The sequence below is a fragment of the Pseudotabrizicola alkalilacus genome (assembly GCF_003443995.1).
Taxonomy (GTDB): domain Bacteria; phylum Pseudomonadota; class Alphaproteobacteria; order Rhodobacterales; family Rhodobacteraceae; genus Pseudotabrizicola; species Pseudotabrizicola alkalilacus.
The window spans coordinates 35,877-59,578 of sequence record NZ_QWEY01000016.1 but is presented as its reverse complement, the minus strand read 5'-3'; the positions used below and the strand labels follow the sequence as shown (position 1 = coordinate 59,578).

General features: G+C 60.3%; 18 protein-coding genes and 2 pseudogenes. 7 read left to right on the top strand and 13 right to left on the bottom strand.

What is annotated here, in order from left to right; genetic code table 11:
* Positions 1-147: 147 nt before the first annotated feature.
* From D1012_RS20210 to D1012_RS20155, 12 genes and pseudogenes are all read right to left on the bottom strand, one after another.
* Positions 148-1,375: pseudogene (locus D1012_RS20210) on the bottom strand (IS3 family transposase).
* 185 nt (positions 1,376-1,560) lie between these two features.
* Positions 1,561-2,065, bottom strand: a pseudogene (locus D1012_RS20205) (IS5 family transposase); the annotation flags it as partial.
* Positions 2,066-2,125: 60 nt separating this feature from the next.
* Positions 2,126-3,085 (bottom strand): LysR family transcriptional regulator, encoded by a 960-nt coding sequence (locus D1012_RS20200; protein ID WP_158569410.1) that lies wholly within the window; start codon positions 3,083-3,085, stop codon positions 2,126-2,128.
* Positions 3,086-3,153: 68 nt separating this feature from the next.
* A complete protein-coding gene (locus D1012_RS20195) occupies positions 3,154-4,608 on the bottom strand; it encodes an amidohydrolase (RefSeq protein ID WP_118155936.1) in 1,455 nt (484 codons plus the stop codon).
* Between the two features lie 71 nt (positions 4,609-4,679).
* Complete coding sequence (locus D1012_RS20190; RefSeq protein ID WP_118155935.1) at positions 4,680-6,224, bottom strand: ABC transporter substrate-binding protein; 1,545 nt, start codon at positions 6,222-6,224, stop codon at positions 4,680-4,682.
* 79 nt (positions 6,225-6,303) lie between these two features.
* Positions 6,304-7,935 carry a dipeptide ABC transporter ATP-binding protein gene (locus D1012_RS20185; protein WP_118155934.1) on the bottom strand — a complete coding sequence of 544 codons (1,632 nt, stop codon included), beginning with the start codon at positions 7,933-7,935 and terminating at the stop codon, positions 6,304-6,306.
* Positions 7,935-8,753 (bottom strand): ABC transporter permease, encoded by an 819-nt coding sequence (locus tag D1012_RS20180; protein WP_118155933.1) that lies wholly within the window; start codon positions 8,751-8,753, stop codon positions 7,935-7,937. The genes D1012_RS20185 and D1012_RS20180 overlap by 1 nt, the downstream gene beginning before the upstream one ends.
* Positions 8,750-9,694 (bottom strand): ABC transporter permease, encoded by a 945-nt coding sequence (locus D1012_RS20175; protein WP_118155932.1) that lies wholly within the window; start codon positions 9,692-9,694, stop codon positions 8,750-8,752. Before D1012_RS20175 ends, D1012_RS20180 begins: the two co-directional genes overlap by 4 nt.
* Before the next feature lie 4 nt (positions 9,695-9,698).
* Positions 9,699-10,640, bottom strand: coding sequence for an alpha/beta fold hydrolase (locus D1012_RS20170; RefSeq protein WP_118155931.1), 942 nt, complete (start codon positions 10,638-10,640; stop codon positions 9,699-9,701).
* A complete protein-coding gene (locus D1012_RS20165; RefSeq protein ID WP_158569409.1) occupies positions 10,630-11,520 on the bottom strand; it encodes an alpha/beta fold hydrolase in 891 nt (296 codons plus the stop codon). Before D1012_RS20165 ends, D1012_RS20170 begins: the two co-directional genes overlap by 11 nt.
* A gap of 412 nt (positions 11,521-11,932) precedes the next feature.
* Complete coding sequence (locus tag D1012_RS20160; protein WP_233517214.1) at positions 11,933-13,300, bottom strand: sensor histidine kinase; 1,368 nt, start codon at positions 13,298-13,300, stop codon at positions 11,933-11,935.
* Positions 13,300-14,076 (bottom strand): response regulator, encoded by a 777-nt coding sequence (locus tag D1012_RS20155; protein WP_354002052.1) that lies wholly within the window; start codon positions 14,074-14,076, stop codon positions 13,300-13,302. The genes D1012_RS20160 and D1012_RS20155 overlap by 1 nt, the downstream gene beginning before the upstream one ends.
* Before the next feature lie 43 nt (positions 14,077-14,119).
* Here D1012_RS20155 and D1012_RS20150 point away from each other — a divergent pair, with 43 nt between their 5' ends.
* From D1012_RS20150 to D1012_RS20135, 4 genes are all read left to right on the top strand, one after another.
* Positions 14,120-15,226: a tripartite tricarboxylate transporter substrate-binding protein gene (locus D1012_RS20150; protein WP_118155928.1), complete on the top strand. Its 1,107-nt coding sequence runs from the start codon at positions 14,120-14,122 to the stop codon at positions 15,224-15,226.
* A 167-nt stretch (positions 15,227-15,393) separates the two neighbouring features.
* Complete coding sequence (locus tag D1012_RS20145) at positions 15,394-17,328, top strand: tripartite tricarboxylate transporter permease (RefSeq protein WP_435530937.1); 1,935 nt, start codon at positions 15,394-15,396, stop codon at positions 17,326-17,328.
* 72 nt (positions 17,329-17,400) lie between these two features.
* Positions 17,401-18,492, top strand: coding sequence for a 4-oxalomesaconate tautomerase (locus D1012_RS20140; protein WP_118155926.1), 1,092 nt, complete (start codon positions 17,401-17,403; stop codon positions 18,490-18,492).
* Positions 18,489-19,469, top strand: a complete 981-nt coding sequence (locus D1012_RS20135; RefSeq protein ID WP_118155925.1) for an NAD(P)-dependent oxidoreductase — start codon at positions 18,489-18,491, stop codon at positions 19,467-19,469. The genes D1012_RS20140 and D1012_RS20135 overlap by 4 nt, the downstream gene beginning before the upstream one ends.
* Here the strand turns inward: D1012_RS20135 and D1012_RS20130 are convergent.
* Positions 19,450-20,478, bottom strand: a complete 1,029-nt coding sequence (locus D1012_RS20130; protein WP_199489579.1) for an AbrB family transcriptional regulator — start codon at positions 20,476-20,478, stop codon at positions 19,450-19,452. The genes D1012_RS20135 and D1012_RS20130 overlap by 20 nt on opposite strands.
* An 87-nt stretch (positions 20,479-20,565) precedes the next feature.
* Here D1012_RS20130 and D1012_RS20125 point away from each other — a divergent pair, with 87 nt between their 5' ends.
* From D1012_RS20125 to tcuB, 3 genes are read left to right on the top strand one after another with little or no spacing between them, the layout of a single operon-like run.
* Positions 20,566-21,234 carry a GntR family transcriptional regulator gene (locus tag D1012_RS20125; protein ID WP_118155923.1) on the top strand — a complete coding sequence of 223 codons (669 nt, stop codon included), beginning with the start codon at positions 20,566-20,568 and terminating at the stop codon, positions 21,232-21,234.
* On the top strand, positions 21,231-22,622 hold the full coding sequence (tcuA, locus tag D1012_RS20120; RefSeq protein ID WP_118155922.1) for an FAD-dependent tricarballylate dehydrogenase TcuA: 1,392 nt from the start codon (positions 21,231-21,233) through the stop codon (positions 22,620-22,622). The genes D1012_RS20125 and tcuA overlap by 4 nt, the downstream gene beginning before the upstream one ends.
* The gene (tcuB, locus tag D1012_RS20115; protein WP_118155921.1) at positions 22,612-23,697 is read left to right on the top strand and encodes a tricarballylate utilization 4Fe-4S protein TcuB; all 1,086 of its coding nucleotides are present in this window, start codon (positions 22,612-22,614) and stop codon (positions 23,695-23,697) included. Before tcuA ends, tcuB begins: the two co-directional genes overlap by 11 nt.
* The last annotated feature ends 5 nt before the right edge of the window (positions 23,698-23,702 follow it).

Below are 23,702 nucleotides of genomic sequence, written 5' to 3'. Positions count from 1 at the left end.
CTAAGAACATCAGAGGATTGGGCAGTCGGCGGATCATCATGTTGGCAAACCATTGTCAATTATGATCTGCCTCATGACATTCACTTGTCCATGTTTCGCGCAGATTTTGTGGAGGTTGTGTGGACGAGCTGACGTTGCCCCCGACTTTTATCCAGGGTGAGCGAGACTCCGGGTTTGAGTTTTGCCCATTTGGGCGGGTTGGGCAACGGGGGCTGGCGCGGAGCTTTGCGGGTTGCGCAGCGTCAGGCCCCGTTGCGGGGCGAAGGTTCGGGCAAACTCGGCCGGGGTCTGCCAGCCGAGGCGAGAGTGGGGTCGTTCGGTATTGTAGTCCGTGCGCCAGGCAGCGAGCATGGCCCGTGCATGATGCAGGGAGGGGAACAGCGTCTCGTTCAACAGCTCATCTCGCAGGCGGCCGTTGAAGCTTTCGATGAAGGCATTCTGGGTCGGTTTGCCGGGTGCGATGTAGTGCCAGTCAAACTTGCGATCATCTACGAACTTCAAGATCGCGTTCGAGGTGAACTCGGTCCCATTATCACTGACGACCGTCTGTGGCTTGCCGCGAGAGCCGAACAGCGTCGCCAGTTCCCGCGCCACCCGAGCCCCCGACAATGAGGTGTCGGCGATGAGTGCGAGGCATTCGCGGGTGCAGTCATCGACCACGGTTAGAATCCTGAACCGGCGGCCATCCGTCAACTGATCCGACACAAAATCCAGTGACCAACGCTGGTTCGGCATCAATGGCAGAACCATTGGGGCCCGTGTGCCCATGGCCCGCTTGCGCCCACCGCGACGGCGCACATGCAACTTCTCTTCCCGGTAGATACGGAACAGGCGCTTGTGATTGAGATCAAAGCCCTCGCGCCGCAGGAACACATGCAGCCTACGGTAGCCGAACCGCCGTCGGGCTTTGGCCAGTTCTTTCAACCGTTCCCGCAGCACAGGGTCATCCTGGCGGACCACTTCATAGCGCATGGTCATCCGGCAACAGCCGATCACCCTACACGCCCGCCGTTCGCTCATCGCGTGATTTGCCACCAGATGCGCGACCGCTTGCCGCTTTGCGGCGGGCGTCACCACTTTTTTCCCAGGAGATCCTTCAGCGCGGCCCTCGCCATTGGGCTCGAACCAATGGCGCCTCAATGGCTCGATCGAGCATCGCATCGGCCAGCAACCGCTTCAGCCGGGCGTTTTCGTCCTCGAGACCCTTCAGCCGCTTAGCCTCGCTGACATCCATGCCGCCATACTTGGCCTTCCACTTGTAAACAGTCGCATCACTGACGCCGTGTTTGCGGCACAGATCGGCGACGGAAACCCCGGCCTCGTGCTCTTTCAGAATGCCGATGATCTGATCTTCGGTGAACCTGCTGCGCTTCATCTCTGGTCCTCTCGGTTGGGCCAGAGTCTACCTCAAACTGGATTAGGCGGAGGGGGCAACGTCACCGTCACCGCCATCTTGGGAAGGCAGTTCCACGGCATGAAATAGCGTGCGCTGATCGTTCCGCCATGTCGGGGTGGAGCAAGCAAGGCAAACTTCGGCGTAACAGCTTTCGTCACATCACCCAAATTGTCGTCCATGATCAGGTCGAAGCCCTGATAGTCCGATGTCTGCCCCGGTGTGATGTTCGACCTCATGGGGAGACCTTCGCCGTTGACGCGAAGGTGGATCTTTGTCGTGAAGCCACCTCGCGAACGGCCGAAACCCTGCCTCGGAGTCCCCCTTTAGCGCCCGCTGCCTGACGATCGGCGGGGACCACTGTGCGGTCGATCACCTGAAGCGCGTCCGGGACCAGCCCGCTCTCGTTCTGAGCCTCCGTGATCTGCTCCCACAGTCCCGCCAGGGTCCACCGACGGAACTGAACTGGCGATAGACGCTCGACCACTTGCCGAACTCCTCGGGAAGATCACGCCACGGCGAACCTGTCCGCGCGATCCAGAAAATCCCATCCAGAACAAGACGATGGTTTGTGGGTTTGCGCCTGTTCGGGGCGCGGATCGCCAGGATGAAGTGCTCATGAAACGCCCATTCTTCGTCCGACATTAGGTCTCGTGCCAAGCTGGTCTCTATCGCAGATACCAGCTTGAAGCACGATCAGCGCGTCCTGTGAATCCCTTTCGTAAACGCGGCCTAGGAAGCACCTTCGCGTTTTGTCGTTGCCGGCATCTTGGAGAGAAAGGCGCGCAAATGTTCGCCAAAAACCCGACTGGCTCCGCTTAGGGCTTTGCCGCGCAGGTGAACGTAATTGAAGTTGTAGTCATGTTCGGTGCCTTCTATCGGACGCCAACTGATGTTGGGGCGCCCGCCACGCACGACATAGCAGGGAAAGATCGCAACGCCGACCCCAGCACTTGCAAGGGCAATGGCCGTGTTGATCATCGTAACGCTCATGACATAGCGTTCACCAAGATGACCAAGTTGCTCGATCACTCCGGTGACATGACCGATGCCGAACTTGCTGCGCAGACCAATGCGCGGATACGCCGAGACTTGTTCCCATGCGACACGCTCGAATTTCTCAAGCGGATGACCGTGGGCAAAGCAGACGATCATAGGCTCGCGCACCATTGCGATCTCGGTAAGATCAAATTCTCCTGACAGTTCGTGATCCTGGTTCGGCAGCCCGCCGATCAGGCCAACATCGCTTGATCCGTTGGCGATGTGTTCGATCATCTGTTTGCGGGTCTGGCAGTCATAGAGAGAGAGCCGAACCCGCGGATTGGTTTCGATGAAGCCGCCCACAACCGGGGCGACGATCTGGGTCGACATGTTTGAAGCCGAACAGAGCCGGAGTTCGCCGGTCGAGCCCTGCGCGAGGCTCCGCAACTGGCCAACCGATTGCTCGAACTGCTGCAAGATCGCTTCGGCAGAAATAACGAAGGCGCGCCCTTCTGCAGTCAGTTCAAGCCGCCGCGTGGAACGATCGAGCAGGCGCACCGCAAGCTTTTGTTCAAGTTCAGCAACGCGCTTGCTGACCGCCGATTGAGTGATGTTCAGCATCCCGGCTGCGGCGGTAAAGCTTCCCGTGCGGATCAATGCCACGAAAGCCATCAAATCGCGGGTGGAAATGTTTTCCTTGAGGATGTTCACATTGGATTCCGAAGGGATGAGGCGCGGAGTGTGTCGACCGCGCCTCATTCTAATACGTTGTGAAGCGATTATGCAACTTCATGGGGGGGTTGCGGCTGCACGCCTTCAGGAATGGGAGAGACATAGGGTTTGCCCCCAAGCCGACGGTGCCACTCCGCTTTGGCGGCCTCCATCTGTGCCGGGTTCATCAGCAGCTCGGCCGCACCAGCGGCAAGTGTCTTGGCGGCATGAACCATTGCCTTGTGGGCTGCCGGGGTCTTGCCCTGAGCGACGACCTGCCAGGAATGACCCGGCGTGCCTAGCGCCCAGGTCGCCGTCCAGCATTGCGCGGTGGGAGTAACCCAACTTACATCGCCAACATCCGTCGAACCGGCGCGGAAATGCGGGGCACCTTCATAGCGGCGAATGCCGGTATGCAGAGGCGCGTCCCGATCAACCCGGTTATGCACCGCGTCTTCGGAAAAATGGTAGAGTTCGAGACAGGCATCGACGGCGTTGGGCGGGAATGTCTTTTGCAAGGCGGCGGCATAGGCGTGGTCGGACTCGTCGAACGGGATCGGGCCTAGTTCCAAGAGCTTGTTGTGCAACACGCTTTCCATCACCGGATTGGGGATCAGGTTGGAAGAGCCGCGCTCGACAGTGATTTCTACCGAAGTGCCGGTCATCAGCGCCGCGCCGCGGGCCACGTCATGCAGCCGTTCGGCAACCTCCAGAACGTCGGCCAGATCCGTTGCCCGCACATAGAAAAGCGTTTCTGCCGCCGCTTGCACGACGTTGGGCGAGCTGCCGCCGCCATTGGTGATGGCGTAGTGCATGCGCACGTTGGGGCCCACATGCTCGCGCAGGAAGTTTGCCCCGACATGCATCAGACCCATCGCATCCACGGCACTGCGCCCCAGATGCGCTGAATGGCTGGCGTGGGCAGAGCGGCCGCTGAACTTGTAATAGACGCCAATGACAGCAAGATTTTCATTGGAGCGCGCGCCGGTAATCGGCGCTGGATGCCAGGTGAAAGCGACATCGACATCATCGAACAGCCCATCCCGCGCCATGAAAGCTTTGCCGGAGCCGCCTTCCTCGCCGGGGCAGCCGTAATAGCGCACACGCACCGGATGACCGGTTTCCCGCGCGACATCTGTCAGGGTGGCAGCGGCAAGCATTGATCCTGCGCCAAGAAGATTGTGGCCGCAGCCATGGCCAGTGGCGCCCGGCTTGATCGGTTTCTGCTCGGAGGCGCCAGCCTCCTGGCTCATTGCCGAGAGTGCATCGAACTCACCGAGGAAAGCGATGACGGGGCCTTCGTCGCCTTTTTCGGCGATGAAGGCGGTGTCGATCCCGGCAACCTGCCGGCGGATGGTGAAGCCGTATTTTTCGAGCACGCTGATCTGGGCTGCTGCCGACTGATGCTCGACAAAGCGCAGCTCAGCATGGCCCCAGATCTCGTCGCTCACCTTGATAAAATCGTCGCGCAGCCGCTCGGCAGTCGCGGCCACAAGCGCGGTCGCACTTTGCTTTTCAGACATTGGAAACCTTTGTATTGCATGTGGTCAACGCCCGCGTGCGCAGTAAAGCATGCGGGCGTTAAGGGCTGGACTTAGTCCAGCGCGACATTCCAGAGACGCGGATAGCTTTCCCAGACGGGCATGCCGGTCAGGGATTTCGGAGCCAACCAGTTATAGACCATGTTGTAGATGAAGACCGAGGGAACCTCTTCCATCATCAGCAGGTGCAACTCGTCAAAGATCTGCTGGCGCTTGTCCGGGTCAGTCTCGACATAAGAGCGGTCCATCAGCTCGATTGCGCGCGGGTCTTCCCACATGCGGCTCGGATCGTCGTCCTTATTGCCGATAAAGAAGGTATAGGTGAAGGACGGGTCAAGCCGCGGGGTCACCGAAACCGACGAGATCTGGCCCAAGCCTTCGCGGCGCTGGTCGGTCTGGATCGCAAAGTCCAGAACCTCGATCTGCGCATTGATCCCGACAGCCTGCAGCATGGCCTGGGCGACGATGGCGGCCGGATAGCTCGGCACGTTGCCGCGGCGATTGGCCTTGATGGTGATCGGCTCTCCCTTGTAGCCAGCAGCGGCAAGGCGAGCCTTGGCGCTTTCCGGATCATATGCAGGGCGTTGTGCCTGAATGTCCGAATACCACGACGAGCCGACCGGGATCAGCGACATGTTCGGCGTGCCGGTGCCATTGGAGGCAGCGGCAACCAGTTGGTCAAGATCGATTGCTTCGGCGATGGCGCGACGGATTTCCACATTGTCGAGCGGCGTATTCCGGGTCTGGAAATAGAGGATGTTGTGTCCACCGGTGGGGACGTTAAGCAGTTGCAGGGTCGGGATATCCCGGAATTCGTCGATCTGCTCGGCGGCAATCGAGCCAAAATGGATGGCTCCCGACCGGATGCCAGCAATGACGGTCGCACCATCAGGCACCACCATATAGCGCAGAAAACCTACCAAGGGATCCTTGTTGCCAACGAGACCATCCGCCGTCCCCTCATTGGACGGAGAGACATAGTCGGCAAATGCTTCAAGCTGGACATACTCGCCCTTGCGCCATTCCTGCCACTTGAAGGGGCCGGTGCCGATCGGGAACTGGTACTTGCCCGAGTCGTCAACGCTGTCCGGGTGCAAAATTGCCGTTTGGCCGCACTCGGGACGCGCCAGAAGTGCGAGAAAAACCGGCGATGGTTCGGCGATGGTCATAACCACCGTCTTTGGATCGGGCGTTTCGACCGATGTCACTTCAACGACGCGCGACCCGTCAAAGTCCGCGCGGCAAGACCATTGGGTCGCCGGGTCCATGTAACGGTTCCAGCTCCAGAGAAATTCGGCCGAGGTGACGGACGCACCGTTATGGAACTTGAGCCCATCGCGCAGGACGAAAGTGAAGGTTTTAAAATCGTCCGAAACATCGACCTTCTCTGCCAGCATCGGCGCAATCGACATATCGTTGCGGGCGCCGACGAGACCTTCGAGAATATGCATCAGCAAGCCGTCGGAATTGCCGTCGCGGTTCACACCCGGATCGTTGGTCCGAAGATCGGCGTTAAGAGACACGTTCAGTGTCGACTGCGCCTGCGCCGCGCCCGCCAGCGCGAGTGTGGCCACTGTTGTCAGTAATAGATGTTTCATTCCATTCCTCCTGGGCGCCCTGCCCTCTGCTGATTTCGGTCGGCCAAATCGAACCTGGCCGGAGTGCTTTTGCGGCGTGTCATCCTGCGGCCTGACGCCAACGCATTTCGATGCCGCCGCCCGCTGTGGGGGCCAAGGCAGGGATCGCGGACAGCAATTTGCGCGTGTAGGCATGCTGGGGCCTGTCAAACACGTCGTCCCGACTGCCCTGTTCGACGATTTCACCGTGCTGCATGACGATCACGCGGTCTGCGACCTGCTCGACCACGCCGAGATCATGGCTGATGAACAGGCAGGAAAATCCGTACCGCTTTTGCAATGCCGCGAAGAGGTCCAGAACCTGAGCCCGCACTGTGACGTCGAGCGCGGAAACCGGCTCATCGGCGATCAGAAACCGTGGGTTGCAGATCAAGGCACGGGCGATGGCAACGCGTTGCCTCTGACCTCCGGAAAGCTCATGGGGAAAACGGTCGAGGAACTGTTCGCCCAGCCCCACTTCGGTCAGCATGGCGGCGACACGCTCGCGCTTCTGCTGCCGGTTGATCCGCTTTTCATGCCGCAGCGCCTCTCCCACCAGCGCTTCGATCTTCATGCGCGGATCAAGCGAGGAATAAGGGTCTTGAAACACCATCTGGCTGTTGGCCCGCCAATCGGCATAGCCGGAGGCGCCGGGCAAGACAGGCTTGCCGTCATAGAGCAATCGGCCGGATGTTGCCGGGACGAGCCCGGCAATGACATTGCCAAGCGTTGTCTTTCCCGAGCCGGAACCGCCGACCACTGCGACGATTTCGTTGGGCTGGACGGAGATGTCTATGCCCTTGAGCGCGCGTTTGGATTGGCTGCGGCTGAAGAGCCGCTGCTGCCCGCCATAGTCGACCACAAGGCCTTCGACCGCGATCACCGGTGTCTGCTGCATGTCGACCGCCCGCGCCGGGCCGCGCCAGGAAAGGGCTGCCAGCAGTTTGCGGGTGTATTCATGCTGTGGACGCGCCAGAATATCGCTGGCTGCGCCCTCTTCCACAATCTCGCCAGATCTCATGACAAGGATACGGTCGGCGTAGCGGGCGACCATCGGAAGATCGTGGCTGATGAGCAGGACAGCGGTATTGGCGCTGCGCGTCAGTTCGACCATCAGCTCCATCACGTCACGCTGGATCACCGCATCCAGTGCTGTTGTCGGCTCGTCTGCAATAAGCAGCGCCGGCTCCAGCAGCATGACAGAGGCGAGCATGATGCGCTGCCGCATGCCGCCCGAAAATTCGTGCGGATAGGCGCGCATGGCATGGTCGACATCCTGAATTCCGACCCGTCGCAACATCTCGGCCACCTTGGCGAGGCGTTCCTGCTGGGTCAGCTTGCGGTGCAGCTCCAGCCCTTCCAGCAATTGCCGCCCGATGGTCAGGGAGGGGTTGAGACTGGTCATGGGCTCCTGAAAGACCATGCCGATCTGGCTGCCGCGGATGGCGCGCTTTTCGCGGTCAGGCAGGGCAAAAATATCCTGCCCGCGAAAAAGGCTCTGTCCCGCGCGGCGGCGGATGGCGCGGTGGTTCAAGGCCATGACGGCGCGCGCCACCTGCGTTTTGCCTGAGCCGGATTCGCCGACGATGGCGACGATCTCGCCCGGTTCGACCGAAAGAGAAACGTTTTTGACAATCGCCAGATCGGTGCGCGCGATCTCAAGCGTCAGATTGCGGATTTCCAGAAGAGACATCAGACGGCTCCCCGCATCTGGGGATCGAGCCGGTCGCGCAAGGCGTCGCCGAGAAGGTTGATCCCAAGGAGTGTTAGTGAAATGCAAAGCCCCGGGAAGATCGCGAGCCAGGCGGCCTGTTCTATAAAGGGACGCCCGGCTGCGAGCATGTTGCCCCAGGTCGGGGCTGGCGGCGGAACACCGAGGCCCAGGAAGGACAGCGCGCTTTCCGAAAGCAGCGTCCAGCCGAACATAGAGGTTCCCAGAACGATAAGCGGTGCCAGACAGTTGGGCAGCACATGGCGCAGCATGGTGTAAAGCTCGCTGTTGTTCATAGTGCGGGAGGCGCGGATGAACTCCCGTTCGCGCAGTGACATCACAGCGCCACGGACCACACGTGCGACCGATGGCGTGTAGGCAAGGCCCAGTGCGACGATAATCCCGTATTGATTGGCACCAAAGACACTGAGCAATCCGAGGGCCAGAAGCATGCCCGGAAAGGCCAGAAGCGCATCGTTAAAGATCATGATGACACGATCAATCAAGCCGCGGTTGTAGCCGCTGATCAGACCGATCGTTGTGCCAAGCACCACGGCGAGGCCAACCGTCATCAGCGAGATAGACACGCTGGTGGCGGCGCCCATCATCAGGCGGCTGACGATGTCGCGGCCGAACTCGTCGGTGCCAAGCAGGAATTCGGCCGACGGTGGTTGCAAGCGCGAGGCGAAGTTCAGCTTCATGGGATCGTGCGGCATCCAGAACGTCTGAACAATCGCCATGAGGAACAGCAGACCAATCAGCAGCCCGCCGATCAGCGCATTAGGGGCAAAGCGCCTCATTGGGTCACCACCTTGGGGTCGAAGAAGGAATAGAGCAGGTCGATGCAGAGGTTCACGAGAACATAGATAAAGGCGATGAACAGCATGCAGCCCTGGATCACCGGATAGTCGCGGGCATAGATCGCATCGACCATCAGCCGTCCGAGGCCAGGAATGGTGAAGACGGTCTCGATCACCGCGATGCCGCTGAGCAGATTGCCGAGGATCAACCCCAGCAAGGTAAGCGTCGGTCCGAAAGCGTTCTTGAACGTGTGCCGCCAGAGGATCATGCCCTCGGAAAGGCCTTTGGCCCGTGCATGGGTGATGTAATCGAGTCCCAGCACTTCCAGCGTGGAGGCGCGCGACATGCGAATGATAGTGCCGATTTCGTGCAGGAAGAGCGTGACGACGGGTAGGACCAGATAGAGCAGGCCGCCCACGAAATCCGTGCGCATCGAGACGTAACCGACCACCGGCAACCAGCCGAGATGCAGGCCGAAGACCAGCAGCAGCAACAGACCCAGCCAGAAGGTCGGAACGGACAGCAGCAGCGTCGCGATCGAAATCAGACTGACATCGACCGCGCTGTTCTGCCGCGCTGCTGCAAGAATGCCGGCAGGAACGGCAACCAGCGTCGCAAAGATCACGGCCGGAATGACCACCTGCACGCTGACCATAAAGCGTTGGAGGATCAGCGGCAGCACCGGATCGCCAATCCAGATCGAGGTGCCGAAATCACCCGAGAGCAGGTTGAAGAACCAGATGCGGAACTGAGTCAGAACAGACTGGTCGAGGCCGAGCCGTTCGCGCAGCTCGGCGAGTGCAGCCGCGTCGCCATGGTCCCCCATAAGCAACGCTGCGGGATCGCCGGGCACCAGCCGGATCAGGAAAAAGACGGTGACGCTAACGATCAGCAGCGTGGGAATCGCCGACAGGATGCGGCCAAAAGCAAAACGCAGCATTGGCCTACCCCGCCTGTTTGGCGGAACGACGCGCCTGTGTCGCCGCGGCCAGAGCGTTGGCCTGCGCCACAAAGCTTGTCACGGCGCGGCTGAAGGCTGCCGGTTGCTCCCAATGGGGGAAATGGCCCGCGGCGTTGAATATCCGCAACTCAGTGTCGCGTTGGCGCACCGCCAGCAGTTCCATCAGATAGCGGGCGTTTTCAAACGGCGCGATGGGATCATCGAACCCCCAGACAATGAGCGTGGGGCATGGCAGTCCCTCGGCGTGGATACGCCGGTGCATCGCGGCGCGACGCATATTCCACTGGCCAACCTGCTGACTCAGATAGCGGTCCTCATCAGCCATGACGCGCACAGCGTCATGGGTCTTTTCCAGACTGGCGACCGCCGTCGCTTCGTCCATCCAGACATCGGAGACCGCAAGATGTGAACAACTCGTCTTTTCGTAGTGCCAGCGCAGACTTGCCGGCGATAGCATCGGCAAGACCGGATCAGAGAGCACAATGCTGCGCCGGTCCGAGCCGGGTGTCAGCGTGTTTGCCGCAACCAGCGTGACACTGGCAATGAGATCGGGATGGTCGAAGGCCAGTTGCGCAGCGATAAAGGCCCCCTCGTCATGGCCGACAAGATGGAATGGCCCGCCGCCGAGCGCTTTGAGAAAGGCCAGCGTATGGGCAGCACTGGCATCATGCCCATAAAGTTCGGGTCCGGCGGGATTGGCCGTGCGACCCTGGCCGAGCCGGTCCAGCGCGACAACGTGGAACTGTGCGGCGAAGCTGCCAAAAACGCTGTGCCACATCAGCGATGAGGCCACCTCGCTCGACGTACCGGCATGGCCATTGTGGAGCAGGACAACGGTTTCGCCGGTGCCGGCGCTGTAATACCGGGTTTCGATCCCGTCCAGCAGCATGGTTTGCGCGGTAGAGTGCATCGGTTCAATTGCCATCGTCGACAGCCTCAAGATGATTGCCAAGCACCCGCATGAAAGGCTCGAACCGCTCGCGATAGGCCGAATGGCCCGACTGGTTCACGACATGCATGGAGACGCGTGGCTGGTGACGGGCGATGAGCGCGAAGAGATTGTATCCCATCTCGATCGGCGCCGTGGGATCGTTGAAGGCCCAGATGATCTGTACCCGTCGCTTCAGCGGTTCGTGCTTGAGACGCATGAACAGCTCCTCCCGCGCCTTCACGAGACCGGGCAGATAATGCTTTACCCGATACCCGCCGGGCCCCATACGCGCGATTGCGGCACGGATCTTGGGCGTTGCCAGAATGTCGAGCTTTTTCTGCGCCAGGTCACGCGACAGCGCTTCGGGTGAAAAATAGTAAAGCTTGGTCGTGAACTCCATCGCCTCGATCGTGCCAGGGGGATGGGGATTGCGCAGATGAATGCCCTCGTTGCGCGCGCCACCGGGGGCCACGGTATTGCTGTCGCCGATGGTCAGAGAAGCCACCAGATCGGGACGCTCAAGGGTGGTTCTGGTCACGACATAGCCACCGCGCGACTGACCCACGAGATGATAGGGGCCAGCGTTCATCACTTCGAGAAAGCGGATGAAATGTTTGACCGACCCGTCCATGGTCCAGCCTTCGAGATCATCTTTGGACGGGTTGTCGGTATAACCGTGGCCCAGCCGATCGACGGAGATCGCGCGCCGGGTCGCTGAACAGGCTTGGACGAGCGGTAAAAAATCATCAGCGCTTGAGGCCGAGCTCGCATCCCCGATGGTGCCGCCATGCACGAAAACCACCGGCACGCCGCCGCTTCCCGCCTCCAGATAGCGGGTCCGGATCTCTCCGACACCGATAAATTGGTTCTCCATCATCCCTCCGCGAGTTCTTTGCGTAAATTCGGTGAAAGAGTTAAGGTAGTCAAAGGAATTAATTAGATGTATTTATTCCTTTATGGACTGTACTTGAGTGAACGCAGCAACACTGTGGTGACCCTTTGGTCCAGCCGTTGGGGTGGCTTTGGCACCATCGACGCTGCCGAAATCGAAAACGGATCAGGCGGCGAAACTGCCCGATGACCTTAAGCGCCCAATCCGCAACCAGCAGCCAACCGGATGCACAGAATAAACGGCCATCGCGGTGAGCGACCCGCAACTTGTGTGGGCGAGGTAGTTAAGCGCTTCGATGTGAAAACCGCGTTCAGGCGGGATTATTGCGGCCTACCCATGGATTGAATTTTATGGGGCGGTCATGATCGGTCGCAGACGCAATTTGCAACATGGTCTAGCGTTCAAACCGCACTTCGAACACCAGGCCACGTTCGTCAGAGTAGCATTGCGCATTCCCGTCATGCGCACGCGCCACATCGCTGACAATCGCAAGACCAAGGCCGCACCCGCGCGACTGGTCTTCATCAAGGCGGAAGAAGCGGTCAAATATCCGCTCTCTCAACTCCGGAGGAACGCCCGGACCGTCATCGGCAAACCGGATAGTTACCGATTGAGGTTCGAATTCAACAGACACATCCAGATGGCCGCCCGGCTGAAGCGCATATTTTGCCGCGTTGTCGAGCAGATTTGCCACCATCTCTTCGACAAGAACGGGGTCGCAGTCGACAGGTCGGGGATGCCCGATAACAGAAAACGCGACATCAACATCGCGCCGCAATTGTACTTCCGCAAAAGGGCGCACCCGGTTTCTGACCAGAGCCACCAGATCAACTGGTTGCATCAGCACCTTGAGACTGCGACCGCGCACACGCTCCAGCGAAAGCAATTGCGATGTCAGACGGCTTGTGGCTCTTGCGCTTTCGGTCAGAGCGATGACACGGGCGCGCAGTTCCATCTCGGTCGGAGCGCTGATCGCGGCCTCGGCCTGACTTTGAATTGCGGCCACAGGATTTCGCATCTGATGTGCAGCATCCGAGATGAAGCTGTCCCGCAGCGCGAAGGCTTTCGACAGCCGGTCAAACAGAACATTTGTCGTGCTGACCAGAGGGCGCAGTTCCGGTGGCACCCAGCGGCGGATCGGACGCAAGTCGTCGGCGCTGCGCTGACCAATGGCCTCACGCAGATCCAATAGCGGCTTCAGACCCAGTTGAATGCCGAACCAGAGGATCAGAGCTGCCGTCAGCAGGATCGAGCCAAGGAGCATGACAGCTTGCGTCACCAGCTCGCGCGACAGCGCATGGCGCTGGCTGATGGTTTGCCAGACTTCGACGGTCACCCAGCCGCCAAACTGCGGCTCGCTGATAAATTCCCGCAACACCACCGTCCGGACCGGACGCCCAAGCGAAACGCTGTCGAAAAAGACGGGTCTTCCGCCTTCGATCAGCGCGTCCTGTGGCAGATCAGGGGGGTCGGAGTAACCGGTCACGAATCTTCCACCTGGTCCTGTGATGCGATAATAGACCGGATCGCCCAACACGGCTGTCAGATCATCCAGCAGTTGTTCGGTCAGCATATCGCCTTCTGAAATGACCACATCGCGTGAAATCGTCAGGGCAACCACCAGCAGTGTGTTGTCATACAATTCCTGAGACAGCTGGTTCGCAGCCTGATAGCGCGCAAAAGAAGCCGCCGCTGCGACGATGACAAGAGGCAGGATCAGAAGCAGGAACAACCGCCCCCGCAGCGAAAGCCGCCGCAGCATCAGGATTCGTCCAGCATGTAACCCAGACCGCGCGCAGTCCGGATCGTGACGCCGGATCCGTCGATTTTGCGGCGCAGGCGTGATATCAGCAGCTCGATGGCATTTGCCTCGACCGAAGTTCCCGTCCCATACAGCGAATCCGCAATCCGGTCCTTTTCGATCAGCCGGCCCCGGTTTTCCAGAAGCAGCTCGAAAAGCGCCAGTTCACGCCGCGGCAAATCAAGGTTGCGCCCGGCATGCAGAACGATGCGCTGCTCGCGGTCATAGAGCAGTTGTCCGACGGTCTCATGCAGCGGGGCGACCTGGGGGCGTCGTCGGAAGAGTGCGCGCAGCCGTGCGACAAGTTCCGCCATATCGAACGGTTTCACCAGATAGTCGTCAGCCCCGGCATCAAGCCCCGTAACCCGTTCCGAGGTTTTTCCCTGAGCAGTCAGTACAAGAACCGGAATGGTGTCGCCCCGAGCCCGAAGTCGGCGGATGATCTCGATCCCGCTCAGGCGCGGAAGGTTGATATCAATGATGGCCACATCCGCAGAATGGCGGCACAAGAAATTGTCGGCATCCAGTCCATCATCAAGATGATCAACAGCATGACCTTGATCCTTGAGAGCGTTCTCGATGCCCTTTGCGAGGCTAAGGTGGTCTTCGACCAGGATCACACGCATGAAGTGCCTTTTTTGAACACAGGACAGGTTGCCGACAGGAACCACTCTTAATGGTCCCATCAAGCCGTTCTTGGGAGGAGAAATCAAGAACGGCAAAATACCGGACCGCATGGAAACGCGGCATGGTATACTATTATGAAAACGGGAGGACGACATGGAAAATAGAGTCAACATCGCCAGGCGCGTGATGCTTGGTCTTGCGGCGGGTGCTATGGCGCTCGGTCTGGCGGGACCGGCGACGGCAGAGGTGAATCTTTCTGGCAAGACGATTGAATGGATTATTCCGTTCTCGGCTGGCGGCGGGTCCGACACATGGGCGCGTTTCAACGCGCCGCTTTTGTCGAAGTACCTGCCGGGCAACCCGGTCGTTGTTGTGGTGAACGAGCCCGGCGGCGGCTCGACCAAGGGCACGAACCTGTTTGCCGCCCGCGCAAAGCCCGACGGGCTGATGCTGCTGGGCACTTCGGGTTCGACGCAGTTCCCCTATCTTCTGGGTGATCCGCGCGTGCGCTATGAATACAAAGACTGGAAGATCGCGATGGCCGGCCCGACCGGCGGCGTGGTCTACACCACTCCGTCTCTGGGCCTGACCGGCCCCGACGACATCGCGATGCTGAAGGACAAAGAGCTGGTTTATGCCAGTCAGGGTGCAACATCGCTTGATCTTGTCCCGCTGCTCGGCTTCCGCCTGATGGGCTTTGACGTTCAGCACGTCTTTGGCTTCAAAGGCCGTGGCGATGGCCGTTTGTCGTTTGAGCGGGGCGAAGTGAACATCGATTACCAGACCTCATCCGCTTACATCAAGAATGTGCAGCCGTTGGTTGAGGCCGGACAAGCCGTGCCGCTGTTCAGCTGGGGTGTGCTGAATGAGGCAGGCGAAGTCGTCCGCGACCCAACCTTCCCAGACTTGCCATCCTTTGTTGAGGCTTATCAAACCCTTACCGGAAATGTGCCGTCGGGGCCAGAGTATGACGCCTATTTCGCATTTTTTACCGCCGGGTTCCCGGCACAAAAGATGGCGTTCCTGCCCAAAGGCACACCCGATGAGATCGTGGCCGCCTATCAGAAGGCCTTTGAGGACATGAAGACTGATCCGGATTACCTGGCCAATGCCGAGGCGGTTCTGGGCAGCTATGAACAGGTGACCGGCGCGCTGGCGCAGGCGCTGTTTGAAAAGGGCACCACCATCTCGCCAGAGCTGCGCACTCAGGTAGGGACCATGCTTGGTGCCGAATATGGCGTGAAGCTGGGCGAAGACTGATCCTCCTCCTTCGCCTGTGGCGGGTGCCCTCGTGGTGCCCGCCGCTTTTCGTCTGACACATCCTTGACACGTCGCTGTCTTGTGCGACCAACGCGGGAGTATGCGCCGTGATTGATACCCTTTTAACTGCCTTTGCAACACTGCTGACATTCCAGCATCTGTTCTACATGCTTGTCGGCGTGTCGGTCGGGCTTGTCATTGGCGTGATTCCCGGTCTGGGCGGGATCGCTGGTCTGTCGCTTCTGATCCCCTTTCTGTATGGAATGGATGAGATCACGGCGCTTGCCATGTTGATCGGTCTGGTGGCGGTCATTCCCACATCCGACACGTTTTCCTCGGTCCTGATGGGGATTCCGGGGTCTTCTGCCAGTCAGGCAACTGTGCTTGACGGCTTTCCGCTTGCCAAGCAAGGGCAGGCGGCGCGAGCGCTCTCTGCGGCGTTCATCTCGTCTATGGCGGGCGGGATCTTCGGCGCAATCATCCTGACCGGATTTGTTGTTATCGCACGCCCGATCATCCTGTCATTTGGATCGGCGGAATTGTTCATGCTGGCGTTGTTCGGCCTGTCGATGGTGGCGGTTCTCGCGGGCCGTAGTCTTGCCAAGGGTCTTGCCGCCTGCAGTATCGGTCTGATCATCGGGTCGATCGGTGGGGCACCGGCGACCGGCGAATTCCGCATGATTTTTGGCTTTGACTATCTTTATGACGGCATCCCGCTGGTCGTGGTTGGTCTTGGCTTTTTCGCAATTCCCGAGATCGCCGACCTTTTGCGCAAGAACTCGGCCATTGCTTCAGGTCATACGCTGGGGACCGGCTGGTTTCAGGGGTTCCGTGACTGGTGGGCCAATGTCTGGCTGTCGATGCGGTGTTCCGGCATTGGCTGTATCATCGGGGCCATTCCGGGCCTTGGTGGTTCGGTGGTGGACTGGATCGCGTATGGTCACGCCGTTCAGACGGTGAAGAAAGACCCGCAGTTCGGCAAGGGCGACATCCGGGGTGTGATTGCACCAGAAAGTGCGAACAACGCGATGCAGGGCGGGGCGCTGCTGCCCACCATGTTGTTTGGCATTCCCGGTTCTGGCGCGATGGCGGTGTTTCTGGGCGGCATGGTTCTGTTGGGAATCCAGCCCGGCCCCTCGATGGTCGGGGCTGACCTGCACATCACCTATTCGGTGGTCTGGTCGTTGGCGCTGGCAAACGTGATGGGGGCGGGCATCTGCCTTGCGCTGGCCATACCGATTTCCAAGCTGACGCAGATTCCGTTCCAGCGGCTTGCGCCCTTTATGATCGTGCTGATCTGCTTTGCGGCGTTTCAGGCGACTCGTTCGCTGGCCGACCTGACCGCCCTGATTGGGCTTGGGGTATTGGGCGTCCTGATGAAGCGCTTCGGCTGGCCGCGTCCGGCGCTGCTGATCGGCTATGTGCTGGCCCCGCAGGCCGAGACCTATTTCTATCAGGCACTGCAGTTCAATGGCTGGTCATTCCTTGGCCGCCCCGGTGTGATCATCATCGGTCTGATGACACTTGCCTCAATCTGGTTCGGCTTGCGGAACCGGGTGGATGAAAATGGTCAGGTCGTGCCAAAGGCAGATGACGCTCCTGACGTGCCGTCATTCAAGGCGCATCTGCCGCAGATCGGCTTTGCCGTGGCAATGGCGGTGATCCTGCTGGTCGCATTTGCCGACTCGCTGAAACACGATTTTCTGGCACAGGTCTTTCCGCTTTCCGTCTCCATCATCGGGCTTGTGATGCTGGCGATCCTGATCCCGCAACTGGTGCGCGGCAAGACCGGGCATCATGCGCATTTCGATGCGGAACTGACGGGGGATCATGTAGGTCAGGCGGGGATCGGCAGCTTGTGGGGTGGTCTGGCGTGGATCGCCGGACTGGTCGTGCTGACAGCGCTGCTCGGCTTTTATGCGGCGCTGCTGATCTTCTTTCCCTTCTTCCTGATCGTTCGTGCAAAGGCGGGGCCGGTGGCCGTGGTGCTTATGTCGGCTGCAGCTGCGGGATTCATCCTCTTGCTTGCCTGGGCCTTGTCGCTTAACTTTCCATCAGGTGCTTTGCAGGACGTAGCCGATTTACCCTGGCCGTTCCGCTGATCCCGATCCAGAGATCCGGCCCGCGCAACCTGCGCGGGCCCTTTTTTTCCATCTGACATCCAGGAGGATACGATGGCTCAGACTGCCATTCCCTTTCACTTCTTTCGTGGCGGCACTTCGCGCGGCCCCTATTTCCGGCGCGAGGATCTGCCCGAAGACCGCGAGACGCTGGCCCGCGTTCTGGTTGCGGCTATCGGATCGGGGCACAAGCTGAACATTGACGGTATCGGCGGTGGTGCTGCGGTCACGACCAAGGTGGCGATGCTGTCGCTGTCGGATGCCGAGGATTGCGACATCGACTATTTTTTCGCTCAGGTGAGCGTCGAGGATGGTCTGGTGGATTTCAAACCAACCTGCGGCAACATCCTTTCGGGCGTTGGGCCGGCTGCGTTGGAAATGGGCCTGATCATGCCGCAAGGTGACGTGACGCGCGTCCGCATCCGTTCGGTCAATACCGGTGCAACGGTCGAGGCTGTAGTCCGTACCCCAAACGGGCAGGTGGACTACAGCGGTGATGCTGCGATTGATGGTGTGCCGGGAACGGCAGCGCCGATCTATCTGAATTTCATGAATGTGGTGGGGTCATCGACCGGGTCGCTGTTGCCCACCGGCGCGGTACGAGATGTGATTGACGGAATCGAGGTCACTTGTATGGATGTGGCCATGCCCATCTGTATCGCGCGCGCGGCCGACTTTGGCCTGACAGGGTTTGAAACCGTCGAGGAACTGGACGCGAACCGAGACTTCTATGCGCGGATGGAGCCGATCCGGCTTGAGGCGGGGCGTCGGATGGGCATGGGCGATGTCTCGAAATCGGTCACGCCAAAGTTTGCCCTGCTGGCCGCGCCGCGCCATGGTGGCACGGTGACGGCGCGCTATTTCATGCCGTGGAACTGCCATCCGACGATGGCCGTTACCGGGGCGCAATGCCTTGCCTCTTGCGTCCTGACGCCGGGCACCGTGGCTGAGGGGTTGTTCACGCCACCCGAAGGGGTTCCTGCGTTGGTTCTGATCGAACATCCGGGCGGTGCAATTGACGTGACTGTGGACTATGAAAACGGACCCGATGGTTTTGCGCTGAAATCGGCCGGGTTGCTTCGCACTGCGCGGCTTCTGGCGCGGGGTGAGGTCATGGTCCCGGAGGCGATCTGGCCCGGGAAATGAAGGTCCATATTCTTGACGACTGGTCCGATACCCTGCGCCATCTGCCCTGCTTTGACAGGTTGAGCGGGCATGAGGTCACCGTCTGGACCGATCATGCAGAGGGCGCTGATCTGGCGGCCCGTGTGCAGAGCGCCGACGCGCTCTGCCTGTTTCGTGAACGCACACGGATCACGGCAGACTTGTTGGATGCGCTTCCGAATCTGCGCCTGATTTCCGCGCGCGGGCCTTGGCCGCATGTCGATGTGGCGGCTTGTGCGGCACGCGGAATCGCCTTTTCCTCGATAAAGTCGGCCGAAGTGCCAAATCATGCCGCCGCCGAACTGACTTGGGCGCTGATCCTCGCTGCACTGCACGATCTGTCGGGGCAGGTTACCCGCGCGAAGGCTGGCAATTGGCAGGCGGGGGTGGGCCGCACGCTGCACGGTAAGACCATCGGCATCTATGGCAATGGTCGGATCGGTCAGCTGATTGCGGGCTATGCGGCAGCGTTTGGCGCACAGGTGCTCTGGTGGGATTCAGAGGCGGGTCGCGCCCGCGCCACCGCACAAGGCGGTGCGGTTGCAGCCAGCCGGGCGGCTTTCTTCGCCCGATCCGATATTGTGACCCTGCATCTGCAGCTGACTGCGGGGACGAAAGGAATTGTCACTGCCACAGACCTCGCGCAGATGCAGCCGCAGGCGGTTCTGGTGAACACCTCACCCGCCGGGCTGATCGCTCCGGGCGCTCTGCTTGCGGCACTTGATCTGGGCAGGCCAGGACTGGCCGCGCTGGATGTGTTCGACGTTGAACCCTCGGCGAATGCCGCCGATCTTTTGCTGTCACATCCGCGCGTGATTGTAACCCGCCACATCGGTTTGGTCACCGAAGAAGAGTTTGATCGGCAATTCGCAGACATTTTTGATCAGGTGAACGCTTTTGCTGCAGGGCGGCCTATACATCTTGTGACCCCGCAAGCTGTTACTCTGGAGGGCGCCTGACTCCCATCAATCGCGCAGCGACCGGCGCGCCAAGAATTACGACCACGATCCGAGTCAGGTGGTGCAGGATGACAAAACCAAGGTCCGCCCCGGCAACCAGTGCAAGCACCGTCATTTCCGCCTGACCACCGGGAGCAAAGGCGAGGAACCCCTCGACAGGCTGGGCCAGTCCGGACAGGGTGACGATCTCGGTGAAGATTGCCGCCAGCACGGCCAGCACCAAGACGAACGCCAGCCCTGACAGGATAAAGCTGCGCAATTCGCGGAATGTGACACCCACATATTGCACGCCGATCCCAAGACCAATGAACAACTGTGCTGTCAGTATTGCTTCGGCCGGAGGCCGGCTGTGGATCAGTCCGGCAAGAGACAGCACGGCAGTCACGATCATCGGCCCGAGGATGGATGCCCCGAACAAACCGATCCTCTCTGCCCCTTTCCAGCCAATGACGGCGGCTGCGGCCATTAGTGTCATTTCAACCACGGGCAGCTCGCGGGCCGGTTCGCCAAGCGCACCAGTCAGGCTGGAGCCATAAAGACCGGTCAGGATAAGCGGTGCCAGCGTCACGATGATCAGCACGCGCGTCGCATGAATCAGCGCAAGGGCCCGTCCATCGCCGCCAGCCTCTTTGCCAAAGGCAACCATGTCCTGCAATCCGCCGGGCATGGCGGCGTACCACGCCGTTACCGGGTCATAGCCGAGACGGCGGAAAAAGGGCACTCCGACCAACCCGATGATCACAACATAGACCGGCACCAGCGCGACGCTTCCCACCATCTGCGGGATGCGGCCCACTACCTCCGGTGTGAGTGAGGCGCCGACCGCCACGCCAAGCACAGTGCGTGCAAGCGTGCTGACAGTATGCAGGCCCTTCAACGGCGCACCGGCAAGTGCGGCGAGCAGGCAGGCCGTCATCGGGCCGAACAAAAAGGGAAGTGGCAACCCAAGCAGCAGGAACAATCCGGCACCCAAAAGAGCCAGAGCCAGCGTCGCGACCTGTTTCCGCATCTGTAAGATCCGCACGATCTGTCTCCTTGCGTTACTATGTATCCACGTGTATACGCTTGGACACAAAAACGGCAAGCGAGTTGTTGCATGAGTGATGAAACCGAGATTCCGCAGGGACAGGGGGCTTATCGGCGCCTGCTGGAGGAAATCAGATGTGGTGCGCTTGCCCCTGGCGCACGGCTGCGTGAGACGGAACTGGCTGACAGGCTGCACATCAGCCGCACCCCTGTCCGTGAGGCGATCCGGCAGCTGGAGGCGGATGGGCTTGTCGTGCATTTGCCCCGGCAGGGAGCTGCAATCCGCAGTCTGGATCATGCCGAGGTGGTGGAGCTTTACGAGATGCGCGCCGTGCTGGAGGGCACCGCAGCGCGGCTTGCAGCCCGTGCGGCGTCGGACATCGAGCTTGCGGAACTGGCGGCGCTGAACGCAGAACTGGCAGGAGCCCCGGCAGGGCCGCAGGCCCGTGAGATCAACCGGCAGTTTCACCGCACGATGCTGGATGCCGCGCGCAACCGCTTTTTACTGAAATCCATGAGTGCACTGCAAAAGACCCTGCTGATCCTGGGGCCGACCACGCTGGCCGATCCGGGCCGTGCGAATCTGGCCGTGGCCGAGCATGCGGCCGTTCTGACTGCGCTTCAGGCGCGTGATGGCGCCGGGGCCGAGGTGGCAATGCGAGCACATGTCGAAGCTGCCCTGTCGGCCCGTATCCGCAGCATGCGGGGCCGTGAACTGCCAATGGAGGACGAAGCATGAAAGATTGGCCGGATACATTTGATCTTGCCGTTGTGGGCGGCGGCAATGCCGCGCTATGTGCTGCCATTACGGCAGCCGAGGCGGGGGCAAGCGTTCTGATCCTTGAGGGTGCGCCGGTGCCATACCGGGGTGGCAACAGTCGCCACACCCGCAATTTCCGCTGCATGCACAAGCAGCCGATGTTCCCGTTGACCGGCAGCTACGATGAGGACGAGTATCTCGACGACCTGATGCTGGTGACCAAAGGCAGGACGGATGAGGGACTGGCGCGCCTTGCGATCCGTTCATCCGAAGAATGCCTGCCGTGGATGCAGGCACATGGTGTGCGGTTTCAGCCATCCCTTTCCGGCACGCTCAGCCTGTCGCGGACCAATGCCTTTTTCCTTGGAGGCGGCAAGGCGCTGGTGAATGCGTATTACAACACCGCCGCCGATCTGGGCATAAAGATCGCCTATGAGGCGCAGGTGCGCCATGTGCATCGTGAAGCTGACCGGATTACGCATCTGGAAGTGGAGATCGCAGGGCATCCAGTGACGGTAAAGGCGCGCGCCTTTGTGCTGGCCTCTGGTGGGTTTCAGGCAGATCTTGACTGGCTGGCACGGGCATGGGGGCCTGCGGCGCGGAACTTCCTCATCCGCGGCACGCCATATAATCGGGGTGTCGTTTTGCGCGACATGCTGGATCAAGGGGCAGAGTCGGTGGGCGATCCGACCCAATGCCACGCGGTTGCCATTGACGGTCGCGCGCCGAAGTATGACGGCGGCATTGTCACCCGGCTGGATTGTGTGCCGTTTTCCATTGTGTTGAACCGGGATGGCGACCGCTTTTACGACGAGGGCGAGGATGTGTGGCCCAAGCGCTACGCCATTTGGGGCAGGCTGGTCGCTGCGCAGCCCGATCAGGTGGGCTATGCACTGATCGACGCCAAGTCCATTGATCTGTTCATGCCTTCGGTGTTCCCGCCGGTCAAGTCTGACACGATCGAAGGACTTGCCGTGCAGATGGGGCTTGATCCTCAGGCCACCCGTCGCACGGTGGATACGTTCAATGCCGCTTGCCGCCCCGGTCCGTTTCATTCGACCACATTGGACGGGTTGCGAACCGAGGGGTTGAATGTGCCGAAAACCAACTGGGCGCGGCCCTTGGATACCGCCCCGTTTTATGGCTACCAGCTGCGCCCCGGCGTGACATTTACCTACCTGGGGTTGAAGGTCGATGCCCGCGCGCAGGTTCACTCTGCCGAAGGTCCGATCCAGAATCTCTGGGCCGCTGGTGAAATCATGGCCGGGTCGATCCTGGGGCAAGGCTATCTGGCCGGCTTTGGCATGACCATCGGCACCGTGTTCGGACGTATCGCAGGCAAGGAGGCCGCAACCCATGTCGCTTGATCTATCCCCGATGGACGAAGCCCGCCGTCAGATCGAGATCTGCAATGCGTGCCGCTATTGCGAAGGGTTCTGTTCGGTGTTTCCGGCCATGACCCGGCAAAAAGCCTTTGCCGACGGCGATCTGACACAGCTTGCCAACCTGTGTCACAATTGCCGCGGATGCTATTACGCCTGCCAGTATACCGCACCGCATGAGTTCGCTTTGAACATCCCGGCGGTTCTGGCCGAAGTGCGCGTGGAAAGCTGGGAAAGACTGGCCCGGCCGCAGGCCGTTGCGCGTCTGTTCCAGACGCATGGGGTAGCCATGGCCGGACTGCTGGTGATCGTTCTGGCGTGGTTTTTCTGGGCGCTGACGGCGTTTCGGCCAGAGGCGGGGGCGGGCTTTTATGCCCATCTTGGGCACAATACTCTGGTGGCGATCTTTGTGCCCGCCTTTTTAACGCCGCTTGCCCTGATAGCGTTGTCGGTGCGCGACTACTGGCGTGAAGTGGGGGGGGGGCGTGTGCGGTTGTCGCATATTGTGTCAGCCTTTGGCTCCGCCGCGCGGATGAAAAACCTGTCGGGCGGCCATGGTGAGGGTTGTAATTTTGAAAAGGGCGACCGCTTCAGCGACCGGCGGCGGGTGTTCCACCAGCTGATGATGTATGGCTTTCTTTTGTGCTTTGCGTCCACTGCCAGCGGAACGGTGATGCACTATGCGCTCGGCTGGGAAGCCCCCTATCCACTTTTTTCCTTGCCCAAACTTCTGGGCCTGCCGGGCGGGCTGATGATGGTGGTTGGTGCAGCTGGTCTGATGTGGCTGAAGCTGAAGGCCGATCCCGCGCTTGGTGCTGCGCGGGTCTGGGGTGGAGAGATGGCCTTTGTTCTGTTGTTGGGGGTCGTCGCCCTCACAGGCCTCGGGCTGTACGCCGCGACCGGCACGGCACTTGTCGGACCAATGCTTGCAGTCCATCTGGCAACCGTGATGGTGCTGTTCCTGCTGATGCCGTTTTCAAAGATGGTGCACGGCTTCTTTCGCCTTGCTGCGCTGATTGCCGAAGCAGGCAAGCCAGCGCCCGCAGGCGGGGGCGAATAATCCCC

Coding starts and splice junctions, on each gene's coding strand:
- D1012_RS20165 (WP_158569409.1), bottom strand. CDS start 11,520: ATGGAGAACCAATTTATCGGTGTCGGAGAGATCCGGACCCGCTATCTG.
- D1012_RS20125 (WP_118155923.1), top strand. CDS start 20,566: ATGAGTGATGAAACCGAGATTCCGCAGGGACAGGGGGCTTATCGGCGC.
- tcuB (WP_118155921.1), top strand. CDS start 22,612: ATGTCGCTTGATCTATCCCCGATGGACGAAGCCCGCCGTCAGATCGAG.
- D1012_RS20180 (WP_118155933.1), bottom strand. CDS start 8,753: ATGAGGCGCTTTGCCCCTAATGCGCTGATCGGCGGGCTGCTGATTGGT.
- D1012_RS20150 (WP_118155928.1), top strand. CDS start 14,120: ATGGAAAATAGAGTCAACATCGCCAGGCGCGTGATGCTTGGTCTTGCG.
- tcuA (WP_118155922.1), top strand. CDS start 21,231: ATGAAAGATTGGCCGGATACATTTGATCTTGCCGTTGTGGGCGGCGGC.
- D1012_RS20170 (WP_118155931.1), bottom strand. CDS start 10,640: ATGGCAATTGAACCGATGCACTCTACCGCGCAAACCATGCTGCTGGAC.
- D1012_RS20145 (WP_435530937.1), top strand. CDS start 15,394: ATGCTTGTCGGCGTGTCGGTCGGGCTTGTCATTGGCGTGATTCCCGGT.
- D1012_RS20190 (WP_118155935.1), bottom strand. CDS start 6,224: ATGAAACATCTATTACTGACAACAGTGGCCACACTCGCGCTGGCGGGC.
- D1012_RS20175 (WP_118155932.1), bottom strand. CDS start 9,694: ATGCTGCGTTTTGCTTTTGGCCGCATCCTGTCGGCGATTCCCACGCTG.
- D1012_RS20130 (WP_199489579.1), bottom strand. CDS start 20,478: ATGCGGAAACAGGTCGCGACGCTGGCTCTGGCTCTTTTGGGTGCCGGA.
- D1012_RS20140 (WP_118155926.1), top strand. CDS start 17,401: ATGGCTCAGACTGCCATTCCCTTTCACTTCTTTCGTGGCGGCACTTCG.
- D1012_RS20155 (WP_354002052.1), bottom strand. CDS start 14,076: ATGCGGTCCGGTATTTTGCCGTTCTTGATTTCTCCTCCCAAGAACGGC.
- D1012_RS20135 (WP_118155925.1), top strand. CDS start 18,489: ATGAAGGTCCATATTCTTGACGACTGGTCCGATACCCTGCGCCATCTG.
- D1012_RS20160 (WP_233517214.1), bottom strand. CDS start 13,300: ATGCTGCGGCGGCTTTCGCTGCGGGGGCGGTTGTTCCTGCTTCTGATC.
- D1012_RS20195 (WP_118155936.1), bottom strand. CDS start 4,608: ATGTCTGAAAAGCAAAGTGCGACCGCGCTTGTGGCCGCGACTGCCGAG.
- D1012_RS20185 (WP_118155934.1), bottom strand. CDS start 7,935: ATGTCTCTTCTGGAAATCCGCAATCTGACGCTTGAGATCGCGCGCACC.